This window comes from Xanthomonas sp. LMG 8993 (genome assembly GCF_009835065.2).
Taxonomy (GTDB): domain Bacteria; phylum Pseudomonadota; class Gammaproteobacteria; order Xanthomonadales; family Xanthomonadaceae; genus Xanthomonas; species Xanthomonas arboricola.
Genome location: NZ_QVIF02000009.1, coordinates 196,327 through 217,589 on the forward strand (window position 1 = coordinate 196,327; position 21,263 = coordinate 217,589).

Annotated in this window: 15 protein-coding genes and 1 pseudogene; 8 read left to right on the forward strand and 8 right to left on the reverse strand. The window is 68.8% G+C overall.

Features of this window, described 5'->3' with window-relative positions; translation table 11 throughout:
• Positions 1-38: 38 nt before the first annotated feature.
• Together DYQ94_RS16585 and DYQ94_RS16590 are read right to left on the reverse strand one after the other, a co-directional pair.
• Positions 39-1,304: a phospholipase D-like domain-containing protein gene (locus tag DYQ94_RS16585; protein ID WP_024939635.1), complete on the reverse strand. Its 1,266-nt coding sequence runs from the start codon at positions 1,302-1,304 to the stop codon at positions 39-41.
• Positions 1,305-1,480: 176 nt separating this feature from the next.
• Positions 1,481-2,029, reverse strand: a complete 549-nt coding sequence (locus DYQ94_RS16590; RefSeq protein ID WP_160954948.1) for an RNA 2'-phosphotransferase — start codon at positions 2,027-2,029, stop codon at positions 1,481-1,483.
• 392 nt (positions 2,030-2,421) lie between these two features.
• Between DYQ94_RS16590 and DYQ94_RS16595 the strand changes: the two genes are divergently transcribed.
• A complete protein-coding gene (locus tag DYQ94_RS16595) occupies positions 2,422-3,783 on the forward strand; it encodes an MFS transporter (protein ID WP_024939637.1) in 1,362 nt (453 codons plus the stop codon).
• Between the two features lie 236 nt (positions 3,784-4,019).
• Here DYQ94_RS16595 and DYQ94_RS16600 read toward each other — a convergent pair whose 3' ends face one another.
• The 5 genes from DYQ94_RS16600 to DYQ94_RS16620 form a co-directional block, all read right to left on the reverse strand.
• On the reverse strand, positions 4,020-6,221 hold the full coding sequence (locus DYQ94_RS16600) for an FUSC family protein (RefSeq protein ID WP_160954949.1): 2,202 nt from the start codon (positions 6,219-6,221) through the stop codon (positions 4,020-4,022).
• On the reverse strand, positions 6,218-7,678 hold the full coding sequence (locus DYQ94_RS16605) for an efflux transporter outer membrane subunit (RefSeq protein WP_160954950.1): 1,461 nt from the start codon (positions 7,676-7,678) through the stop codon (positions 6,218-6,220). The genes DYQ94_RS16600 and DYQ94_RS16605 overlap by 4 nt, the downstream gene beginning before the upstream one ends.
• Positions 7,675-8,595, reverse strand: coding sequence for an efflux RND transporter periplasmic adaptor subunit (locus DYQ94_RS16610; protein WP_160954951.1), 921 nt, complete (start codon positions 8,593-8,595; stop codon positions 7,675-7,677). The genes DYQ94_RS16605 and DYQ94_RS16610 overlap by 4 nt, the downstream gene beginning before the upstream one ends.
• Positions 8,592-8,810 (reverse strand): DUF1656 domain-containing protein, encoded by a 219-nt coding sequence (locus DYQ94_RS16615; RefSeq protein ID WP_024939640.1) that lies wholly within the window; start codon positions 8,808-8,810, stop codon positions 8,592-8,594. The genes DYQ94_RS16610 and DYQ94_RS16615 overlap by 4 nt, the downstream gene beginning before the upstream one ends.
• 101 nt (positions 8,811-8,911) lie before the next feature.
• Positions 8,912-9,367: a MarR family winged helix-turn-helix transcriptional regulator gene (locus tag DYQ94_RS16620; protein WP_160954952.1), complete on the reverse strand. Its 456-nt coding sequence runs from the start codon at positions 9,365-9,367 to the stop codon at positions 8,912-8,914.
• 131 nt (positions 9,368-9,498) lie between these two features.
• Here DYQ94_RS16620 and folE point away from each other — a divergent pair, with 131 nt between their 5' ends.
• The 4 genes and pseudogenes from folE to DYQ94_RS16640 form a co-directional block, all read left to right on the forward strand.
• Positions 9,499-10,101: a GTP cyclohydrolase I FolE gene (gene folE, locus DYQ94_RS16625; protein ID WP_016902173.1), complete on the forward strand. Its 603-nt coding sequence runs from the start codon at positions 9,499-9,501 to the stop codon at positions 10,099-10,101.
• A gap of 19 nt (positions 10,102-10,120) precedes the next feature.
• Positions 10,121-11,590, forward strand: a complete 1,470-nt coding sequence (locus DYQ94_RS16630) for a DUF3375 domain-containing protein (protein WP_016902174.1) — start codon at positions 10,121-10,123, stop codon at positions 11,588-11,590.
• Entirely contained in the window at positions 11,577-12,278 is a 702-nt protein-coding gene (locus DYQ94_RS16635; RefSeq protein ID WP_016902175.1) for a DUF4194 domain-containing protein, read from the forward strand. The genes DYQ94_RS16630 and DYQ94_RS16635 overlap by 14 nt, the downstream gene beginning before the upstream one ends.
• A gap of 382 nt (positions 12,279-12,660) precedes the next feature.
• A pseudogene (locus tag DYQ94_RS16640) lies at positions 12,661-16,053 on the forward strand (ATP-binding protein); the annotation flags it as partial.
• Between the two features lie 771 nt (positions 16,054-16,824).
• On the opposite strand, the gene DYQ94_RS16645 reads toward DYQ94_RS16640, so the two are convergent.
• Positions 16,825-17,604 (reverse strand): sulfite exporter TauE/SafE family protein, encoded by a 780-nt coding sequence (locus DYQ94_RS16645; RefSeq protein WP_180968875.1) that lies wholly within the window; start codon positions 17,602-17,604, stop codon positions 16,825-16,827.
• A gap of 90 nt (positions 17,605-17,694) precedes the next feature.
• Between DYQ94_RS16645 and DYQ94_RS16650 the strand changes: the two genes are divergently transcribed.
• The 3 genes from DYQ94_RS16650 (at position 17,695) to DYQ94_RS16660 (ending at position 20,924) form a co-directional block, all read left to right on the forward strand.
• On the forward strand, positions 17,695-18,084 hold the full coding sequence (locus DYQ94_RS16650; protein WP_160954954.1) for a YchJ family protein: 390 nt from the start codon (positions 17,695-17,697) through the stop codon (positions 18,082-18,084).
• Between the two features lie 158 nt (positions 18,085-18,242).
• Positions 18,243-18,449, forward strand: coding sequence for a hypothetical protein (locus DYQ94_RS16655; RefSeq protein WP_024939646.1), 207 nt, complete (start codon positions 18,243-18,245; stop codon positions 18,447-18,449).
• 315 nt (positions 18,450-18,764) lie between these two features.
• Entirely contained in the window at positions 18,765-20,924 is a 2,160-nt protein-coding gene (locus DYQ94_RS16660) for a lytic murein transglycosylase (RefSeq protein ID WP_202397517.1), read from the forward strand.
• Positions 20,925-21,263: the final 339 nt, after the last annotated feature.

The window sequence follows — 21,263 nt, forward strand, 5'->3', positions numbered from 1 at the left end:
CGCGGGTGCGCTCACTGCCAGATGGGGAAGGCCGTTGCCTACACCTGCGAGCGGAACGGGACCACCAGCTTCTCGCCCAGCTTCTGCCGCAGCGGCCGCTTGCGCCAGCGTTCCAGCGTGTACAGCTCGGCCCGTTGCAGGTCGCGCTCGAACACCTCGGTCATCTGCGCGGCCAGGTCACGGTCGTAGACATTCAGGCTGGCCTCGTCGTTGAGGCGGAACGAGCGGATGTCGAAGTTGGTCGAGCCCACCGAGACCAACAGGCCGTCGATGATCAGCAGCTTGGTGTGCAGCATGGTGGGCAGGAATTCGTGGATGGCGATGCCGGCCTGCAGCAGCGGCTCCCAGCTGGCCTTGGAAGCCAGCCGCACCGAGACCGCATCGATATGCTTGCCCGGCAGCAGCACGCGGATGCGCACGCCGCGCGCACGCGCTTCCAGCAGCGAGCGGGTGATCAGCGCATCCGGCACGAAGTAGGCGGCGGCCAGGTCGATGGAGCTGCGCGCCGCGGCGATGGCGATGAGATACATCAGGTGCATGCTCTCGCTGCCGCCGGCGGGCGAGGCCACGAACAGCTGCGCGTCGCTGTCGCCGGCCGGTGCCAGCTCGGGGTAGTACTCGGCGCCGTTGAGCACGCGGCCGGTGCTCTTGATCCAGTTGTCGTTGAAGGCGGCCTGCACCTGCGCCACCACCGGGCCTTCGATGCGGTAATGCGAGTCGCGCCAGTGCTCTGGGTCCTGCGCATCGCCCATCCACTGGTCGGCCACGCCAACGCCGCCGGTGAAGCCGATGCGGCCATCGATCACCAGCAGCTTGCGATGGGTGCGGTTATTGACGCGGTGCAGGTTGTACCAGGTCAGCGGGCGGTAGCGATGCACCTCCACCCCGGCGTCGGTCATGTCCTGCACCAGCGAGGCATCCATCTTCAGGCTGCCGCCCCAGTCGATGGTGACGCGCACCTTGACCCCGGCGCGCGCGCGCTCGGACAGCGCCTGGCTGAACTCGCGGCCGATCTCGCCCGACCAGTAGATATAGGTTTCGAAGGTGATGGTGCGCTGCGCGCTGCGGATGGCGGCCAGCATCGCCGGGAAGATCTCGCTGCCGTTGTGCAGCACCTGGATCTTGTTGCCGGGCAGGATCGCCGGACCCAGCAACACCGACATCTCGCGTTTGAACTGCGGGTCGGCGACGTCGTAGCAATGGCTGGGGATGTGCTCGAGCTTTTTCTCGGGCGTGGCGAAGTTGAGCAGCAGCAGCCCCACCACCAGCGTGGTGACGACCGTGGCCACGATGATCCATGTCATGCATCCAACTCCGGTTCCCCTGCCATCGACAGCCCCAAACGGCCGGCATTCTGGCAAGGCGGGCGGCATGGGGGCCGTGAAGGGGGATGCGTCCGGCGTCTGCGCGTATCCGTGCCGGCCCAGGTGCTGGCCGGCACCGCGCACCGAAGGCGGTGGCAGGCCTGCTTTGCGTCAGCTCAGCGCGGGCGGGTCAGGAACGCTGCCGGAACCTGCGCGGTGAGCCAGACGCCGTTGTCGGCCTGGAAGAACCGCAGGCCGTCGCGATGCATGCGCCCGGCGTCGACCTGCAACACCACCGGCTCGCCGTAGCGCTGCCCGACCGATGCGGCGGTCTGCGGGTTGTCGGACAGATGCACATGGTGGCGCTGGCCGGGGCGCAAGCCCTCGGCCATGATCGCTTCGAGAAAGCGCGTGGCGGTGCCGTGATACAGCACCTCGGGCGGCACCCTGGCTTCGAGCTGCAAGGCCACGGTTGGCGTGGAATGCCCCTGCACTGCGCGGATCCGCTGCCCATCGGCAGATAGCGCAAAGCGTTTCTTGTCGCTGCCGGCGACCACCGCCTGGATCAGCTCCAGATCGAGCGCGGTGCCGTTGGCCCGGGCGCCGGCAATCAACGGGTCCAGCTCGGCCCAGCCCTCCGAGTCGAGCGTGAGTCCGATCGCCTGCGGTTCGTGGCGCAGCACGAAACTGAGGAACTTGCTGATGTCGGTGTGGTGCTTGCTCATGCGGCGGCGCCCGAAGCGTCCTTGCGGCCAGTGATGCCGGCAATGTTGACGCATCCAGGTGGCCAACGCGCGTGCGCGAGCCGTGGTGCCCGGCGGTGCCGGGACTGGTGCTGTATGACCAGGGGCATCGACAGATTCCCCCGGGCTGCATGCATTCATCGAGACGCTCAGGCAGGTGCTGCCGTAGCGAGTGCCGGGCGTCATTGGCAGAAACCAGCAGTTGCGCTGTTGCCCGCGGCTGCAAGCACCACACCGACGACCGTCGGAAGCGGACTGAAGCGCGCGCCGCTGCCGGCCGTTGCCGGGCCTGTATATGCGCCGAAATGCTTACATGCGTCACACAAGCACGCACCTATACTTCCGGGGTGTCCCACCCACAAGGTTCTGACTGCATGAGCGCACCCCCAACGTCTCCGATCGCCGCCGGTTCTGGCGCAGCCCCCGGTAGCCTTCGCCGTTCGGTGTCCAACACGCTCAAGGGATCGGCCGGCAATCTGGTCGAGTGGTACGACGTCTACGTCTACTCGGTGTTTGCCACCTACTTCGAATCGCAGTTCTTCTCCAAGGAAGACAAGAACGCCACGATGTTCGTGTGGGCGATCTTTGCGATGACCTTTTTGATGCGCCCGATCGGTGCGTGGTACTTCGGCCGCTTCGCCGACCGCTACGGCCGCCGGCTGGCGTTGACCATCTCGGTGTCGATGATGGCGCTGTGCTCGTTCGTCATCGCGGTGACGCCGACGGTGGCCACGATCGGCATCGCCGCGCCGATCATCCTGTTGCTGGCGCGCCTGCTGCAGGGCTTTGCCACCGGCGGCGAGTACGGCACCAGCGCGACCTACATGTCCGAGGCGGCGATTCCCGGCCGGCGCGGGTTCCTGTCATCGTTCCATTACGTCACGCTGGTCGGCGGGCACGTGCTGGCGCAGACCACCTTGCTGGTGATGCTGCATTTCTTCGATGCGCCGCAGGTGTCCGAGTGGGGCTGGCGCGTGGCGTTCGGCCTGGGCGGCATCGGTGCGTTGGTGGTGTTCTGGCTGCGCCAGACCATGGACGAGTCGCTGAGCTCCGAATCCATCGCCGATTCGCGCACCGGCAAGGCCAAGGCGTCGGGCTCGATGCGCGAGCTGTTCGTCAACCAGTGGCGCCCGCTGCTGCTGTGCTTCCTGATCACCGCCGGCGGCACGATCGCGTTCTACACCTATTCGGTCACCGGGCCGAAGATGATCCAGACCGCGTTCGCCGGTGGCGACGTGATGGCCGGCACCATCATCAACCTGGTCGCGCTGACGGTGCTGATGCTGATGCAGCCGGTTGGCGGCTGGTTGTCAGATATCGTGGGGCGCAAGAGCCTGCTGGTGTTCTTCGGCATCGGCGGGGTGCTCTACACCTGGTTCCTGGTGATGGAGCTGCCCAAGCAGACCGACTGGCTGACCGCGTTCGCGATCCTCACCGTGGGCTTTGTGATCCTGACCGGTTACACCTCGATCAATGCGGTGGTGAAGGCGGAACTGTTCCCCACCCATGTGCGCGCGCTGGGCGTGGGCCTGGGCTATGCGCTGGCGAACTCTGCCTTTGGCGGCACCGCGCCGCTGCTGTACCAGGCCTCGTTGAAGACCGGCCACGTCAGCGAGTTCGTGATCTACGCCACGGCGGTGATCGCGGTGTCGTTGGTGGTCTACATGTTCTTCCTGACCAACAAGGGCAGCAACTGGCTGGACGACGAAGCGGCGATGCATCAGCGCAAGCGCTGATCTGCTTTGCCCTTCTCCCGTCGGGAGAAGGGCCCCGAAGGGGCGGATGCGGGGCGCCTCCGGTGACTGGCACGCCGACTGTGGTGAGCGCGTCGCCACGCGCCGCAAGGTGAAGCATCGATCCTGCGGTCGTGGATTGGTGCACGACCCCTCACCCCGACCCGCACCGCGCCCCGGCCCGCGCCAGCAGCGCGGGCGCTGCAGGGCACGCGCGCCAGTGGCGCGCAGGCAGTGCCTTATCGCCCCGCAGGGAGATGGGCTAAGGACGACTCAGTATCGGCGTTTGCCTGGGTATGCAGCGCCGTCTGCGCAAACACGCTGTAACGCAAGCCGATCAACCCCAGCAGCGCTTCATCGCGATGCGCACCCGCCGGCACCTTGCCGACGCGCGCCAGCGAGGCATCCAGCCGCGCACGCAGCGCATCCGGCGCAGGCAGCGGGCGCTTGTGCGCGATCTGTTGCCGGTAGTGCGCGGCAATATCGGCCAGGATCGCGTTCACCGCCTCAACGCTCGGCTGCGGCAAACCATGCCGCGCGCTGCGCAGTTGCAGGATGTTCAAGCCCACGCGCACTTCGTTGAGCATATCCACCGAGGCCAGCTCGCTGCCTTCCGGCGTCAATGCCAGCCGGGGCGCGAGCAGGCCGAGCAGGTCCAGCATGCGGGCGGCAAAGTGCTGCCGGTCCTGCGCGCCGCGGCCCTCGGCGGCATCGGCCAGCGTGCGCCAGCCCTGGCGCACCAGCCGGCGCGCGCTCCATTCGGCGCCCACCGAGCGGAACAAGCGCGTCAGCACCACGGCAAATCCAATCCCCAGCACCATCGCCACCGCCGCGTTGACGAAGCTCTGGATATTGGCGTTGTAGGTGTTCTGCAGGCTCAGCAGCGCGGTGAGGTTCACCACCAGCGGCAGCGCGATCAGCATGGTCTTGGGGCGATGCAGTAACGCGCCGATCGGCAGGAACACCGCCGCCAGCACCAACACCAGCATCGGGAAATCGTGGATGGCCGGGAAGATGCCGAACAGATAGATGCCGGCGACCACGCTGGCCACCACCGCCCAGGTCAGGAACGACAGCATGCTCGGCGCCGGGTCGTCCTGCGCGGCGAAAAATGCGGCAGTCACCGCCGCCATCATCGCGCCGTTGCCGCCGCCTTCCCAGCCGATGCCGATCCACAGCACGCAGTACGCCATCAACGCAAAGCCCGCGCTCAGGGCGGAAAACGCGGCCATGCCGAAATCGATATGGCGGGGGGTGCTGGCCGCTGCCGGCGCATCGGTTGTGTCGCGCGGTGACCGGGTCATGCGCTGCAGCACCGAGGGGTGCATGCGCGAACGCATAGCAGGTTCGCTGTGTGCCGCGTCAGCCCGTTCGGATGATTCCGCCGTTGCAGCTTGTCTCGCCGCAGCCGGCATCGCGCGCAGCACCGGTATCGCCGTGCCGTGCACCACCGCCTGCTGCAGCGCGCGGCAGTCCTGCCACAGGTCGAGCAGCTCTTCCAGCCGCAGCAGCAGGCTGGCCAGCAGCAGATGCTCGATGTCCTGATCCACCACCGGGCGCAGTGCGGCGATGCGTGCGCGCAAGGCGCCGACGTCCGCATCGCTGCGTGCGTCCTCGCCCTGGTCCACCCAGGCTGCGACGTCCTCCAGCAGCGCGGCGGTGGCGAGCGGCAACGCAGACCCATCGCGCTGCAACGCATCCAGCCGATCGGCCATCGACGACAGCACCGGCAGCAGCATCAGCATGCGTGCGCGCAGCTGCTCCAGCGTGGGGACGGCACCGGCATGGCGTGGGTCGTCGTGGCGCACGAAGGCGATCAAGGCCTCGAACTGCACCAGATCGGCGGCCAGCCGATTGCGCGGTGCTTGCGACGGGCCGCGCTGCAGCACCTGCCGGCACCATTGCGCGGCGTCCTGCATCCAGTTGCCGATGCGCGCGGTGAGCATCGGCTTGACCGAGGCGGGGAAGACCAGCGCGGCGAACAGCACCGCCATCACCGTGCCCAGGATGATCTCCTCGCTGCGTGCCACCACGGTGTCGAAGATGCCCTCCGGCGCGGTCACTGCCGGGAAGCCGATGAAGGCGGTGGTGTAGCCGGCCAGCAAAAACGCATAACCGCGCGGGCCGCGATTGAGCAGCGCCAGGAACAGGCAGGCCGACAGCCACAACGCCATCGCCGCACTGAGCAGCAGCGGCGTTTCCACCAAGTTCGGCAGCATCACCAGGGTGGCCGCGCCGGCCAGCAAGGTGCCGAGCACGCGGTACACGCCCTTGGCGCGGGTAGGGCCGAGCAGCGGCTGGGAGACGATATAGACCGTGGCCATCGCCCAGTACGGCCGCGACAGGTTGCCGGCCAGCCCCACGTACAACGCCGCGATCGAGGCGGCGAAGGTCTTGGCCGAAAACAGCCAGGCCTGGCGATCGCGCAGCAGCGCACTCATCGCGCGGTAGTCGGGTCGGTGCGGCCGGCGGCTGCTTCCCAGCCGCCGCCCAGCGCCAGGAACAGCTGCAGTTGATCCTGCGAGACCTGCGCCTGCGCATTGGCCAGCGTCATGTCGGCGCTGGCCAGCGTGCGCTCGGCATCCAGGCTGGACAGATACGGCGTACGCCCGCCCTGGTACAAACGCCGGTTCTGCGCCGACGCCAGGTCGGCCTGTTGCTGCGCCTGTTCCAGCAGGTGCAGGCGGTCCAGATCCTGCGCGTAACGCGACAAGGCGGTTTGCACCTCGCGCAGCGCCTGCAGCACGGTGTTGTCGAACTGCGCCAGCGCCGCGTCCGCGCCGGCCTCGGTGGCGCGCACGCGCGCACGCGCACCGCCGGATGGCAGCGTCCACGAGATCAGCGGGCCGAACGACCAGGCATGCGTGGCCGGCTCGCCGAAGTCGGCCAGCAGGCCGGTGGCACCGATCGAGCCGCCCAGACGGATATCCGGATACAGCTCGGCGGTGGCCACGCCGATGCGCGCGGTGGCTGCCGCCAGCCGGCGTTCGGCCTGGCGCACATCCGGGCGACGCGCCAGCAGCGCGCGGCCGTCGCCGATCGGGATCGGGCGCTGCAGGGCCGGCGCGTGCGCACAGCTGTCCACGCCGGCCGGCACCTCGCCTGGCGTCTTGCCGAGCAGCGCGGCCAGTTGGTAACCGGCGGCCTGGCGGCGCGCGCGCAGCGGCGGCAGCGCCGCTTCCAGCATCGCCACCTGCGCGGTGGCGCGGGCCAGATCGGGCGGGGTGCCGCGGCCGGCAGCGATCAGGCGCTGGGTGATGTCGCGGCTGCGTTGCTGCAACTGCAGCGAATGCTCGGCCACGTGCAGCTCGTGGTTGGCGTGGCAGATCTCCACGTAACTGCCGGCCACCTGCGCGGCCACGTTGACCCGCGCCAGGTCGATCGCGGCCTGGGCGACCTGCGTGTCGGCCTGCGCGGCCTCGGCACCGCGTTGCAGCTTGCCGAACAGATCGAACTGATACGACACCCCGAACTTGCCATCGGCCAGGTTGAACACCGGCAGCTTTTCCTGCTGCAGGAAGGCCTCGGCCGAGACCTGCGCGCGGCTGACGCCAGCCTCCACCTCGTAATCGAAACCGCCCGCGTCCAGCGCCTGTTCGTACACCGCGGCGGCGCGGCGCAGGTTGGCACCGGCTACCTTCAACTCGACGTTGTCGCGCAAGGCCTGTTCGATCAGGCCATCCAGCATCGGGTCCTGGTACAGCGCCCACCAACGTGCCGGCAGCGGTGCGCCGGCCTGCACCTGGTCGTTGCCGGTGTCGCCAAACGCGGCATTGGCGGCCGGGCGCTGGTAGGCCGACTCCGCCGGCACCGCGTAGTTCGGCCCGACCGTGGTGCAGGCGCTCAATGCGGCCAGCAGCGTGGCCAGTCCCAGGGGACGTAACACGGTGCGGTTCATGGCGCGGCCTTGGCCGGCACGCGGGCAGGCGCGTTGGCGGCGTCGCGCACGGCGTCCGGCAGGATGGTCACGGTGGCGGTGCGCCCGGCGATCAGCTGCACATGCGCCGGCACCCGATCCAGCACGATGCGCACCGGGATGCGCTGCGCCAGCCGCACCCAGTCGAACGCCGGCGTGACGTTGGGCAAGGCGCCGGCGCTGCCGCTGCGGTAACGGTCCTCGATACCGGCGGCGATGCTCTGCACATGCCCGTGCAAGGTGGCCGGCTCGCCCATCAGGTGCACGTCCACGCGCTGGCCGGCATGCACGCCCTGCAGGCGGGTCTCTTCGAAATAGCCATCGACGCGGAACGAGCCGGTGTCCAGCACCGCCACCACGGGGCGCCCGGCGCTGACGTAATCGCCCACGCGCACGGTGCGGTCGCTGACATGGCCGTCGGCCGGGCTGCGCACCTGCGTGCGGTCCAGGTTGAGCTGGGCCAGGTCCACCGCCGATTGCGCGGTGGCCACCGCCGCCTGCGCTTTCTGCACATTGGAGCGGCGCACCTCGGCATCTTCGGCAGCCACCAGGTCCTGCAGGCTGCGGTCGCGCGCGATCTCGCGGCGCAACTGGCTCAAGGTGGCCTGGCGCTCGGCCAGCGCGGCGCGCGCCTGCTCCAGCGCGATCGCATAGCGCGCACGGTCCACCACGAACAGCAACTGCCCGCGCCGCACCGCCTGGTTGTCGGCCACCGCCACTTCCTCCACCAGCCCGGACACATCCGGCGCCACCTGCACTACATCGGCGCCCACGTGCGCATCGCGCGTCCACGGCGCTTCCATGTAATAACGCCACAGGTGCTGCAGCACCACGGCCGCCACCACCACCATTGCCAGGGTCAACAGCGCCGGCCCCGCGTTCTTGATCAGCTTTTTCACGATTGCATCCAACGGGTAAGGGAAAACAGGCCGCCCAGCAGCGCGATGTACAGCGCCAGGTTGAACAGCGCCGGGTGCCAGATATGCCGGTACGCACCGGCCCGGGTCAGCAGCGCGCCGATGGCGCTGTTGAGCAGGTAGGCCAGCGTCATCAACGCCAGCAAGGTGGGAACGAACACACCGTAGAGACTGAATTCGCCGTACATCGGGCACATCCTGGGAAGGGGAAACAACCACGTCCGGCGCCGTGCGCAATGCGCACCGGGCCATCCGGAACGTCACAACCGGCGTCGCAGCGCGACGCCCGACAGCGGGCTCAGTCGGGCTGACTCAGCCGCGCGTGCGCCTGCGCGATCTGCTCCCACAAGGTCAGCACCACCTGCACCTGCGCCTCGCTGAGCGCGCCGAACACTTCCGCGCGCAGCGCATCCAGGCGGATCTCGATGCGCCCGACCAGCGCCTGGCCCGCGTCGGTGAGCCACAGCTGGTTGGCGCGGCGGTCGCTGCTGTCGGCCTCGCGGCGCACCAGCGCCTGCGCGCACAGCTTGTCCAGCAGCCGCACCAGGGAGGGCCCTTCCATGCCCAGTTGCTGGGCCAGCGCGACCTGGCGGATGCCGCCGCCGGAGCGGCCGATCATCAACAACGGCCCGGTGCAGGCGCTGGACAGCCCGAATTCGGCAAATGCCTGGTCGGCCAGCCGCTGCCACTGGCGGGCGGCGACCAGCAGGCCGGAGCTGAGCTGGGCGCGGGAGGAGAGAACGCTGTTCGTCATAATAGATAGGATGCTATCAATTCAACAATGAATCAATAGTCACTGAACCCGGGCAAGCCGGCGCAACCGCCACTGGGGCCGCCGGCCCGTCCTCGGGTACCATGCTCGCCCCCTTTGGGTGCACCCTGCGCATGAGCCAGTCCGACCAGCCCGATTCCCCCGTCACCCAGGCCCAGGCCGAAGATGCCGTGCGCACCCTGCTGCGCTGGGCCGGCGAAGACCCGGCCCGCGAAGGCCTGCTGGACACCCCGCGCCGGGTCGCCGAAGCCTATGGCGACTGGTTCAGCGGGTACCGCGAGGAACCGCGCGAGTACCTGGAACGCACCTTCGAGGAAGTGGCCGGCTACGACGAGCTGATCGTGCTGCGCGACATCTCCTACGAAAGCCACTGCGAGCACCACATGGCGCCGATCATCGGCAAGGTGCACGTGGGCTACCTGCCGCGCGGCAAGGTGGTCGGCATCAGCAAGCTGGCGCGCGTGGTGGAAAGCTATGCGCGGCGCTTCCAGGTGCAGGAAAAGATGACCGCGCAGATCGCCCAGTGCATCCAGGACGTGCTGCAGCCGCGCGGCGTCGGCGTGGTGGTGGAAGGCTCGCACGAATGCATGACCACCCGCGGCATCCACAAGCGCGGCGTCAGCATGGTGACTTCCAAGATGCTGGGCAGCTTCCGCGAGGACGCGCGCACCCGCGCCGAGTTCCTGCAGTTCATCGAAGTGGGCGGCAAGCGTTGAGGCAGCCGTTGCCGTCGCCATGAAGCACCAGGCACGTATCGCCGGCTATCGCCAATTGCGCGAGCAGCCGGTGTGGAAACTGCTGGCCGCCGACCACGCGCCGGAGCTGATCGGCCTGCTGCAGACGGTGTTGCTGGACGGCGAACGCCGCCTGCCCTCGGCCGTGCTGCACGAGCGCCTGCAGCGCCAGCTCGACGCGCTGCGCGCCGACGAGCTCTCGCGCGAGTTGCCACGCACTGCGCAGGCCTATCTGGCGCATTGGCTGGCACAGGGCTGGCTGGAACGCCGCCTGCCCGAAGGTGCGGCCGAAGAAGAATACGAGTTGTCGCGCGCGGCCACCCAGGCCATCCGCTTCATCGTCGGCCTGCGCGAGAGCAGCAGCAGCGCCACCGAAAGCCGCCTGTCGCTGGTGATCCAGCAGCTGGTGCAGCTGGCGGGCCAGACCGAAGCCGACCCGGAGCTGCGCCTGGCCGCCCTGCGCGAAGAACGCGCGCGCATCGATGCCGAGATCGAACGCGTGGCCTCCGGCCGCGTGGCCGCGCTGGATGGCAAGCGCGCGCTGGAGCGTGCCCGCGACCTGATCCATCTCTCCGACGAGCTGGCCGAAGATTTCCATCGCGTGCGCGACGATTTCGAACAGCTCAACCGCCAGTTCCGCGAACGCATCATCGACGACGAGGGCGCACGCGGCGACGTGCTGGAGCAGCTGTTCAACGGCGTGGACGTGATCGCCGACAGCGAGGCCGGGCGCACCTTCGAGGCGTTCTGGAGCCTGCTCAACGACACCCAGCAAAGCAGCCAGCTCGATCAGGCGCTGGATGCGCTGCTGGCACGCGGCTTCGCGCGCAAGCTGGACCGGCGCGAACGCGCCTTCCTGCGCGGGTTGACCGGCACGCTGCTGGAGCGTGGCGGCGAGGTGCACACGGTGATGCAGCACTTCGCCCGCAGCCTGCGCGGTTTCGTGCAGAGCCGCGGCTATCTGGAGCAGCGCCGGCTCAATCAATTGCTCAAGCAGGCGCAGGGCGAAGCCTTGCAGCTGCGCGACAGCCTGCATGCCACCACCGCCACCGGCTACACGCAGGCATTGAGCGCTGCCCGCCTGCGCTCGCTGTCGCAATGGCGCCTGCACGACCCGCGCCTGACCCAGGTCGATGGCCGCGTGCAGGCCGCCGATGCGGCAGACATCTCGCTCGACAGCGTGGGCGATCTGGTCGCGCAATCGGAAATCGACGTGCGCAGCCTGCGCCGCGACCTGCACGAGCTGCTCGGCCAGCGCCCGCGCCTGACCATCGGCGATGCGCTGCAGCAGCGTCCGGCCGCGCAGGGCCTGGGCAGCGTGATCGGTTACCTGTCGCTGGGCACGCGCCACGGCGTGGTGATCGACGGACAGATGGAAACGGTGCAATGGGAAGGCGGCGACGGCGCCCTGCGGCGCGCACGCATTCCGCTGGTGTGGTTCACCCGGGAGAAACGCAATGAACTGGACTGAGGACACCCGCCTGGACGCGGACGAGGACAGTGGCGCGTCGGTCGATGCCGGCCGCACGCCGCTGACGGAGACATCGCCTGCACAGCCGCGCGGCGAACTGTTCCTGGGCGACACCGGCACGCTGCCGTTCGACGCGCGGCGCGCGCTGTGCCAGCTGCTGGCCGGCCCCAGCATCGATGCGCAACGCCACGGTGCGTTGTGGCCTGCGCTGCTGCGCAACGAGGCGGCGATCCGCCAGGTGTTGTGCGAGCTGTTCCTGGAGCTGGTGCTGGACCGCGAGGGCGGGGTGGCCTTCACCCGTCAGGCCGACACCGCCGAGCTGGAATCGCCGACCCTGCTGCGCAGCGCGCCGCTGACCTTTATCGAGTCGGTGCTGCTGCTGTTCCTGCGCCAGCAACTGGCCGAAGCCGATACGCGCGGCGAGCGGGCGGTGGTGGACGAAGCGCAGTTGGTGGAGGCCTTGTCGGTCTACGAGAAGAACGTGTCCACCGACCGCGCCGGATTCGCGCGACGGGTGCTGACGGCGATCGGCAAGATGCGCGAGAACCAGTTGCTGTCGCGGTTGCGCGGCAGCGAGGAGCGCTACGAGGTCTCGCCGGTGCTGAAGTTGCTGTTCTCGGCCGAAGACGTGCAGGCCCTGGTGGTGGCGTATCGCGGCTTGCGCGAGGGGGACGTTGCGCTCGACTAAGTACCTTCTCCCATCGGGAGAAGGTGCCCGAAGCGCGGATGAGCGGACGGCAGATCGCGATGCCCGATGCATGACGCCCGGGATGCGCGGAGTTTGTGTAGTCGTGTGTTGTGCGACGGATATCGGCTCTCACGCCCGGTCGAACGCGATCACTTTTTCCACGGGCTGCAGCAAGGCATCCAGCTTCCTTATCGGCCGCCGCCGGCCCACGTCAACGCAGACCACCGCACCCGTAGGAGCGGCCCAGGCCGCGAAGGGGCCGTACCGAATCACTCCCAGACCACAGCACCACCAGCCCAGCAACACGCAACACCCCGCTACAAACAGTCCTGATGTGAGTCGTCTTCAGCGTTACCCGTCATTCCGTATTGGTGAGTAAGCCATGAATTCCCAGTCCAACCTGTCGCCGGCACAGCCGGGTGCGTCCCTGTTCACTGATTCGCTTGCCGAGCAGCGCGCGCAGCAGTTCCGCATGCGGCGGTTGCAGGTGCACAACTGGGGCACGTTCAACGGCTTGACCGAGGTGCCGATCGCCGAGAAGGGCTTCCTGTTCGTCGGGCGCTCCGGGTCGGGCAAGTCGACCCTGCTGGATGCGATGTCGGCATTGCTGACCCCGCCCAGCATCGTCGACTTCAACGCCGCCGCACGCGAGGCCGAGCGCAGCGGGCGCGATCGCAGCCTGGTGTCGTACGTGCGCGGTGCCTGGGCCGATCAGCAGGACAGCGCCTCGGGCGAGATCGCCACCCAATACCTGCGCAGGGGCGCCACCTGGTCGGCGCTGGTGCTGGAATACCGCAACGCGCACGGCGAGACGGTCAGCCTGATTCGCCTGTTCTGGATCGCCGGCAGCGGCAATGCCGCGGCCGATGTGCGCCGCCATTACATGGTCGCGCCGCGCAGCTTCGATGTGGCCAGCGAGCTGGATGGCTTCGATCTGGATCTGCGCAGGCTCAAGGCGCGTCTTGGCGAGGAGGTCGCGCATTTCGACGGCTTTGCCGGCTACGCAGAGCGCTTTCGGCATGCGCTAGGCATCGGCAACGAGATGGCGTTGCGGTTGCTGCACAAGACCCAGTCGGCCAAGAACCTGGGCGATCTCAATGTGTTCCTGCGCGGCTTCATGCTGGACGAGCCGCGCACGTTCGAGGCGGCCGACCGGCTGGTGGAAGACTTCGCCGAACTCGACGGCGCACACCATGCAGTGGTCACCGCACGCCGCCAGGTGGAAACGCTCAGCCCGGCACGCGAGCACCATGCGGCGCTGATGGCCCTGCGCCACAGCGTCGGCGAGGTGCGCGAGCTGCAGCTGGGCGTGGACAGCTATCGCGAACAGCAGCGTCTGGCCTTGCTGGGGACGCGCCTGCACGAACTCGACAGCCAGGACCGCGGGCTGGCCGGCGAAGAAGGCCAGCGGCGTGAGTCGCTGGACAATCACGAACAGAAACTCGCCGGGCTGGAACGCGAACAACGCGCCGCCGGTGGCGAGCAGATCGAGGAACTCGAACGCGAGCGCGCCCGGGTCGAGCGCGAGCGCGACGAGCGCTTGCGGCGCCGCGTGCAGATCGAACAGGCCTGCCGCCAGCTCGGCACCGCCCTGGCCGCAGGCGCCAGCGGCTTTGCCGAGCAGATCGCGTACGCGCAGACCGTGCTCGAGAACGGCAAGCACGACGCCAGCGCGCTGGATGAGGCGATCGCCGAGCGCATGGGTGCGCGCCGCGACGATGAGCGGCGCTTTGCCGAGATCCGTGCCGAACTGGATGCGTTGAAGCGCGCCCCGTCCAGCATGCCGGCACCGATGCAGGCCTTGCGCGCGCGCCTGTGCGAGGACACCGGCATTGCCGAAGCGGCGCTGCCGTTCGTCGGCGAACTGGTGCAGGTGCGCGAGGATCAATCTGCCTGGCGCGGCGCGATCGAGCGCGTGCTGAGCGGTTTTGCGCAGTCGCTGCTGGTGGACGACCGCCATTACACGCAGGTCAGCGAATGGGTCAACCGCACCCAGCTCGGCACGCGACTGGTGTATTTCCGGGTACGCCGCAACGATGCGCTGCATGCGCGCACGCCGGATGCGCGTGCATTGCCGGGCAAGCTGCAGCTGCGCGAGCATGCCTTCACCGAGTGGCTGCGCAACGAGTTGATGCGTCGCTTCGACTACGAATGCGTCGACAACGCCGCCGCGCTGCGCAATGCCGACCGCGCCATCACCCGCGAAGGGCAGGTCAAGCATCCCGGCGACCGTTACGAAAAGGACGACCGCCATGCGGTCAACGACCGCAAGCGCTGGTTGCTGGGCCACGACAACCGCGACAAGCTCAAGGTGTTCGAGCGCGAAGCGCAGACGCTTGCCCAGCGCATCGCCAGCTGCGATGCCGACGTGGCCGCGCTGCGCAAGCAACGCGAGCAGGACCAGGAACGGCAGCTGGCCGCGCACACGCTGGTGGAGCGCGACTGGGACGAGATCGATGTCGGCCCCAAGCTGCAGCGCCTGAGCGACATCGACGAACAGCTGCAGCAGCTGCGCGAAGGCAACAGCGGCCTGCGCGCGCTCGGCCAGGCGATCGAGACCGCACGCACCTTGCGCGACCAGGCCAAGCGCACCTACGAGGACGTGCGGCTGGAGCGCGCGCAGCTGGCACGCGAGCGGGTCCGGCTGGAACAGCAGCACGCTGCTTGTGCCAGCCGTGCCGGCACCGCCGCGCTCACGCCCACCCAGCTGCAGGGCCTGCGCGAGCGCCTGGCGGCGTTGGCACCGCTGTCGCTGGACAATCTGGAGGCGCATTTCCGCGTGGTCGAGCGTGGCCTGGCCGAGCAACTGGCCGAGAGCCAGGGCCGCGACAGCCGGCTCAGCGCGCAGCTGCTCGATTGCTTCCGCAAGTACTGCCAGCAATGGCCGGAAGACAGCGGCGATTTCACCGTGAGCCTGGCCAGTGCCGACGATTTTCTCGCGCGCCTGGATCGCCTGGAGAGCGATGGCCTGCCGCGCCACGAGCACCGCTTCTTCGATCTGCTGCAGACCCAGAGCAAGAACAATCTGCTGGCCCTGCAGCGCCACACCGCCGAGGCCCACAAGGGCATCAAGCAGCGCATGGACGAGGTCAACGCCAGTCTGGAGCAGGTGCCGTTCAATCGTGGCACGCTGCTGACCATCGAGGTCAGCGACCGTCGCCTGGGCGAGGTGCAGGAATTCCAGCAACAGCTGCGCGCGGTGCTGTCGCATCAACAGACCGAAGACCGCGCACTGGCCGAAGCGCAGTTTTCCACCCTGCGCGCGTTGGTGGCACGCCTGGGCGCGCAGGAACCGGACGCACGCCGCTGGCGCGAGCAGGTGCTGGACGTGCGCCAGCATGTGGAATTCATCGGCGTGGAGCTGGATGCGCAGACCCGCGCGCAGGTGGAGATCTACCGCAGCGGCGCCGGCAAATCCGGCGGTCAGCGCCAGAAGCTGGCAACCACCTGCCTGGCCGCCGCACTGCGCTACCAGCTCGGTGGCGAAGACGGCGAACTGCCGCGCTACTGCGCGGTGGTGCTGGACGAAGCCTTCGACAAGGCCGACAACGAATTCACCGCGCTGGCGATGAACATCTTCGAGAACTTCGGTTTCCAGATGGTGGTGGCCACACCGCTGAAATCGGTGATGACGCTGGAGCCGTTCATCGGCGGTGCCTGTTTTGTGGAAATCAGCGGCCGGCATAACTCCGGCGTGCTGCTGATCGAATACGACGAGCAGGCGCAGCGACTCCAGTTGCCCGAGCGCTCGCGCGGGGACGAGGCCGCTGCAGCGGTGACGGAAAAGGCGGTGAGTGCTGCGCAGCGCGAGGATGCACCGCGTTCGACGCAGGGTGAAACGCGGATGGACAGCACCGCTGCCGTCTCTGGCGCTGAGGGCGCGGCACGTCAGGACGTCCCTGCACAGGACGACGTGGCGGCCAAGGCGGGCAGGCGCGCTAGCAAGGTCGCGCCGGCATCGACGCCGGCTGTTCAAGCCGCGCCGAAGCCCGCGAAAACAGCCGCTGCCAGCGCACGTGCGGGATCAGGCAAGTCGGCAGCGGCGAAGGCCGCAGCGGGCAAGGCCGCATCCGCCAAACCTGCATCAGCCGGGCGTGCATCGCCTGCAGCGGGCACAGCGCGCAAGCCGGCAACGCCGACCAAACCGGCCAGGACGCCAGCGAACACCGGGACGGCATCCAGGCGCGCGACCGCGTCCGCCAAACCGACTGCCAGGCCGAACAAAGCCGCGACAACAGCGGCAGCGCCGAAAAAGCCTGCTGCCAAGTCGACGGTAGCGACCAGGCGCGCCACCACTTCGCTGGGTGGCGCAACCAAGGCAACTGCGGCGCGTAGCGCGGCCAAGCCCGTGCCAACCAAAACCGCGGCCAAGGCGCGTCCCGCATCCACGCGCGGATCTGCAGGCAAGCCGCGCGGAAAACGCTGAGCGCGCCGCCTGGATGCCTGCGTCACCGCGCTGCGGTCGCAGGCGTCGCAGGTCGGGGACAGCAGACCACCACTCTCCCGGCGCACCGCGCACCGTGTCGGCGACGCTGAGTATGGAGTTCTAAGCGCCGTGCAGCAGATCCCAGCCCATCTTGCCGATCAGCACGATGACCAGCACCAGGAACAACGTGCGGATCAGCGGCGTGCCGCCGCGTAGCGCCATCCGCGTGCCGGCGACCGCACCGGCCACGTTGGCCACCGCCATCGGGATGCCGATCGCCAGCATCACCTGGCCGCTGGGCAGGAAGAACGACAGCGCCGCCAGGTTGGTGGCCAGGTTCACTACCTTGGCTGCGGCCGAGGCGCGCAGAAAGTCCAGCCCGAAAAAGCGGATGAACAGGAAGATCAGGAAGCTGCCGGTACCGGGCCCGAAGAACCCGTCGTAGAAACCGATCGCCGCGCCCATCGCCAAGGCAGTGATCAATTCGCGCCGGCCGATCTGGCGTGGCCGATGCAGCGCACCGAAGTCCTTCTTGATCAGCGTGTAGACCAGCATCGCGATCAGCAGCACCAGGATCAGCGGCCGCACCGCCTGCTTGGGCATCAGGCTGACCGCGGTCGCGCCCAGAAACGAAAACGTAAACGCCGCCACCGTGGCGTACAGCACCGGCCGCCACGGAAAGCGCACGGTGCGCGCATAGCGCCATGCCGAGGCACCGGTGCCGAACATCGCGCTGAACTTGTTGGTGCCCAGGATCAGCGACGGCGCCTGCTGCGGCAGGGTCGCAAACAATCCCGGCAACTGGATCAGGCCACCGCCGCCGACCGCCGCATCCACCAGCCCGGCGACAAAAGCGATGCACAGCAGCCACGGCAACTCGGTGGGAATCAGTTCCAGCAAGGCGGTGCTCCGCACGACGGGGCGACAGCATAAACGCGCAGAAACCCCGCCTCCCACTTCGCCGCTTCCCAATTCCCGCACAATCACCAGATGCCGACTTCCATACCCACCGATCCCTGTCCCTGCGGCCGCGCCGCCACCTACGCACAGTGCTGCGGGCACTACCACGCCGGCGCCGCCGCGCCCGATGCCGAAACCCTCATGCGTGCGCGCTACAGCGCCTACGTCCGCCGCGATGTGGGGTACCTGCTCGCCAGCTGGCATCCCTCCACGCGCCCATCCGAGCTGTCGCTGGACGAGGGCGGCCGCACCACCTGGCTCGGCCTGACCGTGCAACGCGCCATCGAGACCGGTACCGACACTGCCGAAGTGGCGTTCCTGGCCCGCTACCGCATCGGCGGCGGCAGCGCGGTGCGCATGACCGAACACAGCCGCTTCGTGCGCGAAGACGGCCGCTGGTATTACCTCGACGCGCGCTGAGCCGGGCTCAGGCGTGAGCGAGGTCAGCGGTCACGCTCACCATGAAGCTGTTCAGCCCGACGGACGGCACGGGCCGGCGCGGTTTCTCGACGCCACGTTCGCAGCCGATCCCGGAAGCTTGCCGCCTCGGCGGAGCTCGCCGCGGGGCGGACACGATGATGGCAACCTTCAATCTCTGGCAGTGGGTGCTTGTGGCCATCGTGGTATTTGCGATCGTGCTGCCGGCGTGCCTGGCCACGGCACTGATCTGGTTCGGCCCCCGCCACGACGCCCCGCGCAGCGCGCGCGCCCGACGTATGCCCGACACCAGCCCCTCCAGCCCGGCGTTGTCGCTGCTGACCGGCATCACCGGCGACGGTAGCTAGGCGCGGCGATCGACGCGGCTGGGTTGCCGCGGCGTCCTCGCCAGGCGGGCCGGACCGATGCCACTCCATCGGCACGCAACATCATTCTCCGACTCGCGCCACACGATCTCTGCGTCGTGCCCATCGCGCTGAAAAGCGTACGCACCGCACAGTCACCCCTGCGTATCGCTGCCGACCAGCGCAGCGCACGATGCCGTCGCAACATCACGGCCTGCACGCCTGCAACCAGCCAGGTTGGCTATCCTCGGCGGCTCGACCTGCCGCAGGAGCGTTCCACCGCATGACCTCCGTCCACACGCCGGCCATCGCGCCGTGATGCCGACCCGGCGCGTCCTGCCTGCGCTGTTGGCGCTGGCGCCGCTGATCGCCTGCGCCGATCCGGCCTTCGACCGCTGCCTGGCCGGCCTGCAGACCCAGGCCGCCGCCAAGGGCGTGGGGGCCGCCGACTTCCAGCGCTTCACCGCCGGCCTGGCGCCCGATCCCAGCGTGTTGCCGCTGCTCGATGCCCAGCCCGAGTTCACCACCCCGATCTGGGACTACCTCGCCAGCCTGGTCGACAGCCAGCGTGTCGCCGACGGCCAGGCCATGCTGGCCACCCACCGCGATTTGCTTACCCGCCTGTCCGAACAGACCGGGGTTGATCCGGCCACCATCGTGGCGGTCTGGGGCGTGGAGAGCGACTACGGCCGTGTCATCGGCAAGCGCCCGCTGCTGGTCTCGCTGGCGACGCTGTCGTGCGCGGGCCGTCGCCAGCCATTCTTCCGTGGCGAATTTCTCGCCTTGCTCGGCCTGCTGCAGCAAGGCGATCTGTCGCCGAATGGCTTGACCGGCTCCTGGGCCGGCGCCTTCGGGCAGACCCAGTTCATGCCTTCCACCTATGCCCGCATCGCGGTGGACGGCGACGGCGATGGCCGCCGCGACCTGGTCGCCAGCATTCCCGACGCGCTGGCCTCCACCGCCAACTATCTGGTCAAGGCCGGCTGGGAGCGCGCCCGTCCCTGGGGCATGGAAGTCCGCCTGCCTGCCGGCTTCGACGCCAGCAAGGCCGGCCGCACCCGGCGCCAACCGCTGCAGGCCTGGCAAGACGCCGGCCTGCTCGGCACCGATGGCAAGGCGCTGGCGCCGGCCGGTCTGCCCGCCGAAACCCCGGCCGCCCTGTTGCTGCCGGCAGGCGCGACAGGCCCGGCATTTCTGGTGTTCCGCAACTACGACGCGATCTACGCCTACAACGCCGCCGAAAGCTACGCGCTGTCGATCGCCCTGCTCGCCGACCGGCTGCGCGGTGGCGCCGGCCTGGTCGCCGCCTGGCCCACCGACGACCCCGGCCTGGGCCGGCCCGAACGGCGCGAACTGCAGCAATTGCTGCTGGCGCGCGGCCATCTGATCGGCGAGGCCGACGGCATGATCGGCACCGCCAGCCGGCGCGCCATCCAGGTCGAGCAGACCCGCCTGGGCCTGCAGCCGGCCGACGGCCGCCCCGGACAACGCATCCTCACCGCCCTGCGCGCCGCCCCACCGGTCGCCGGCGCGGCGGCCATCCGCGCCACGGCGTTCAAGCTGCCGGCCGCCTATCCCGCATTCGTCCAATCCCCCATCGTCCAGAAGGCACCCCCCATGTCCGACCTCACCGGCCTGCGCACAGGCGACTTCCACGGCTTTCCCTCGCTGTTGATCGACACCCCGTTCTCCACTGCGGCCATCAGCCTGTTCGGCGGCCAGCTGCTGTCGTTCGTGCCCAAGGGCGGGCAGGACGTGATGTGGCTGTCGCCCACCGCCAAGCAGCCGCCCACCCCGATCCGCGGCGGCGCGCCGGTGTGCTGGCCGTACTTCGGCCGCCAGGACCAGACCGGCGAGGTCCCTGCACACGGCTTCGTGCGCACCGTGCCCTGGCAGCTCACCGAGAGCCGGCGCGAGGACGACGGCACCCTGGTGCTCACGCTGACCCCGCCCAGCTTCGACGACCTGGCGCTGCGCCTGCGCATGACCCTGCGCATTGGCCGCACCCTCGAACAAAGCCTGATCACCGAAAACACCAGCCCGGCCCCGGTGCGCTTCACCCAGGCGCTGCACAACTACTTCCGCGTCGGCGACGCGCTCACCGTCAGCGTGCAGGGCCTGGACGGGCTGGACTACCTCGACAAGTACGAGAACTACGCCACCGCCCACCGCCAGCAGGGCGACTGGAGCTTGCGCGACCCACGCGACCCCGGCCGCAGCGATCGCATCTACACCAACGCCGGCGGCCGCTACACCCTGACCGACCCGGTGCTCGGCCGCCGCATCGTCATCGCCACCCAGGGCAGCCGCTCGCTGGTGGCCTGGAACCCGGGCGACGAGGCAGCCGCCAAGATGGCCGACGTGGGCGAGGGCTGGCGCCATTACGTCTGCCTGGAAGCGGCCAACGCCGGCCCGGACGTCATCGAACTCGCCCCCGGCGCCAGCCACACGCTGACCCAGACCATCAGCGTCGAGTAAGTGCAAGTTGGCACCAGGATCGCCCAGATCCTGCGCTGCCTTCCAACAGGAAAGAAGCAGCACGGCTCCCTTCTCCCGCCGGGAGAAGGTGCCCCGAAGGGGCGGACGAGGGTGCGGGCGAAGCCTCGTGCCACCTCACAATGCCTGTGGCTTCGCACGTACCCTCATCCCAACCCGCGCTCGGCGCCCCGCCCGCGCATGAGGCGCGGGCGCTCCAGGGCACGCGCGCCAGTGGCGCGCAAGCCATGCCTTCTCGCCCCGCAGGAGAGGGGCTTTCAGTGAGGGGGACCTTGGGCGTATCAGGCGACAGCTCATCCCCACAACTGCGCCACCCGGTCC

Coding starts and splice junctions, on each gene's coding strand:
- DYQ94_RS16595 (WP_024939637.1), top strand. CDS start 2,422: ATGAGCGCACCCCCAACGTCTCCGATCGCCGCCGGTTCTGGCGCAGCC.
- DYQ94_RS16605 (WP_160954950.1), bottom strand. CDS start 7,678: ATGAACCGCACCGTGTTACGTCCCCTGGGACTGGCCACGCTGCTGGCC.
- DYQ94_RS16615 (WP_024939640.1), bottom strand. CDS start 8,810: ATGTGCCCGATGTACGGCGAATTCAGTCTCTACGGTGTGTTCGTTCCC.
- DYQ94_RS16635 (WP_016902175.1), top strand. CDS start 11,577: ATGAACTGGACTGAGGACACCCGCCTGGACGCGGACGAGGACAGTGGC.
- DYQ94_RS16655 (WP_024939646.1), top strand. CDS start 18,243: ATGGCAACCTTCAATCTCTGGCAGTGGGTGCTTGTGGCCATCGTGGTA.
- DYQ94_RS16650 (WP_160954954.1), top strand. CDS start 17,695: ATGCCGACTTCCATACCCACCGATCCCTGTCCCTGCGGCCGCGCCGCC.
- DYQ94_RS16585 (WP_024939635.1), bottom strand. CDS start 1,304: ATGACATGGATCATCGTGGCCACGGTCGTCACCACGCTGGTGGTGGGG.
- folE (WP_016902173.1), top strand. CDS start 9,499: ATGAGCCAGTCCGACCAGCCCGATTCCCCCGTCACCCAGGCCCAGGCC.
- DYQ94_RS16600 (WP_160954949.1), bottom strand. CDS start 6,221: ATGAGTGCGCTGCTGCGCGATCGCCAGGCCTGGCTGTTTTCGGCCAAG.
- DYQ94_RS16660 (WP_202397517.1), top strand. CDS start 18,765: ATGCCGACCCGGCGCGTCCTGCCTGCGCTGTTGGCGCTGGCGCCGCTG.
- DYQ94_RS16630 (WP_016902174.1), top strand. CDS start 10,121: ATGAAGCACCAGGCACGTATCGCCGGCTATCGCCAATTGCGCGAGCAG.
- DYQ94_RS16590 (WP_160954948.1), bottom strand. CDS start 2,029: ATGAGCAAGCACCACACCGACATCAGCAAGTTCCTCAGTTTCGTGCTG.
- DYQ94_RS16620 (WP_160954952.1), bottom strand. CDS start 9,367: ATGACGAACAGCGTTCTCTCCTCCCGCGCCCAGCTCAGCTCCGGCCTG.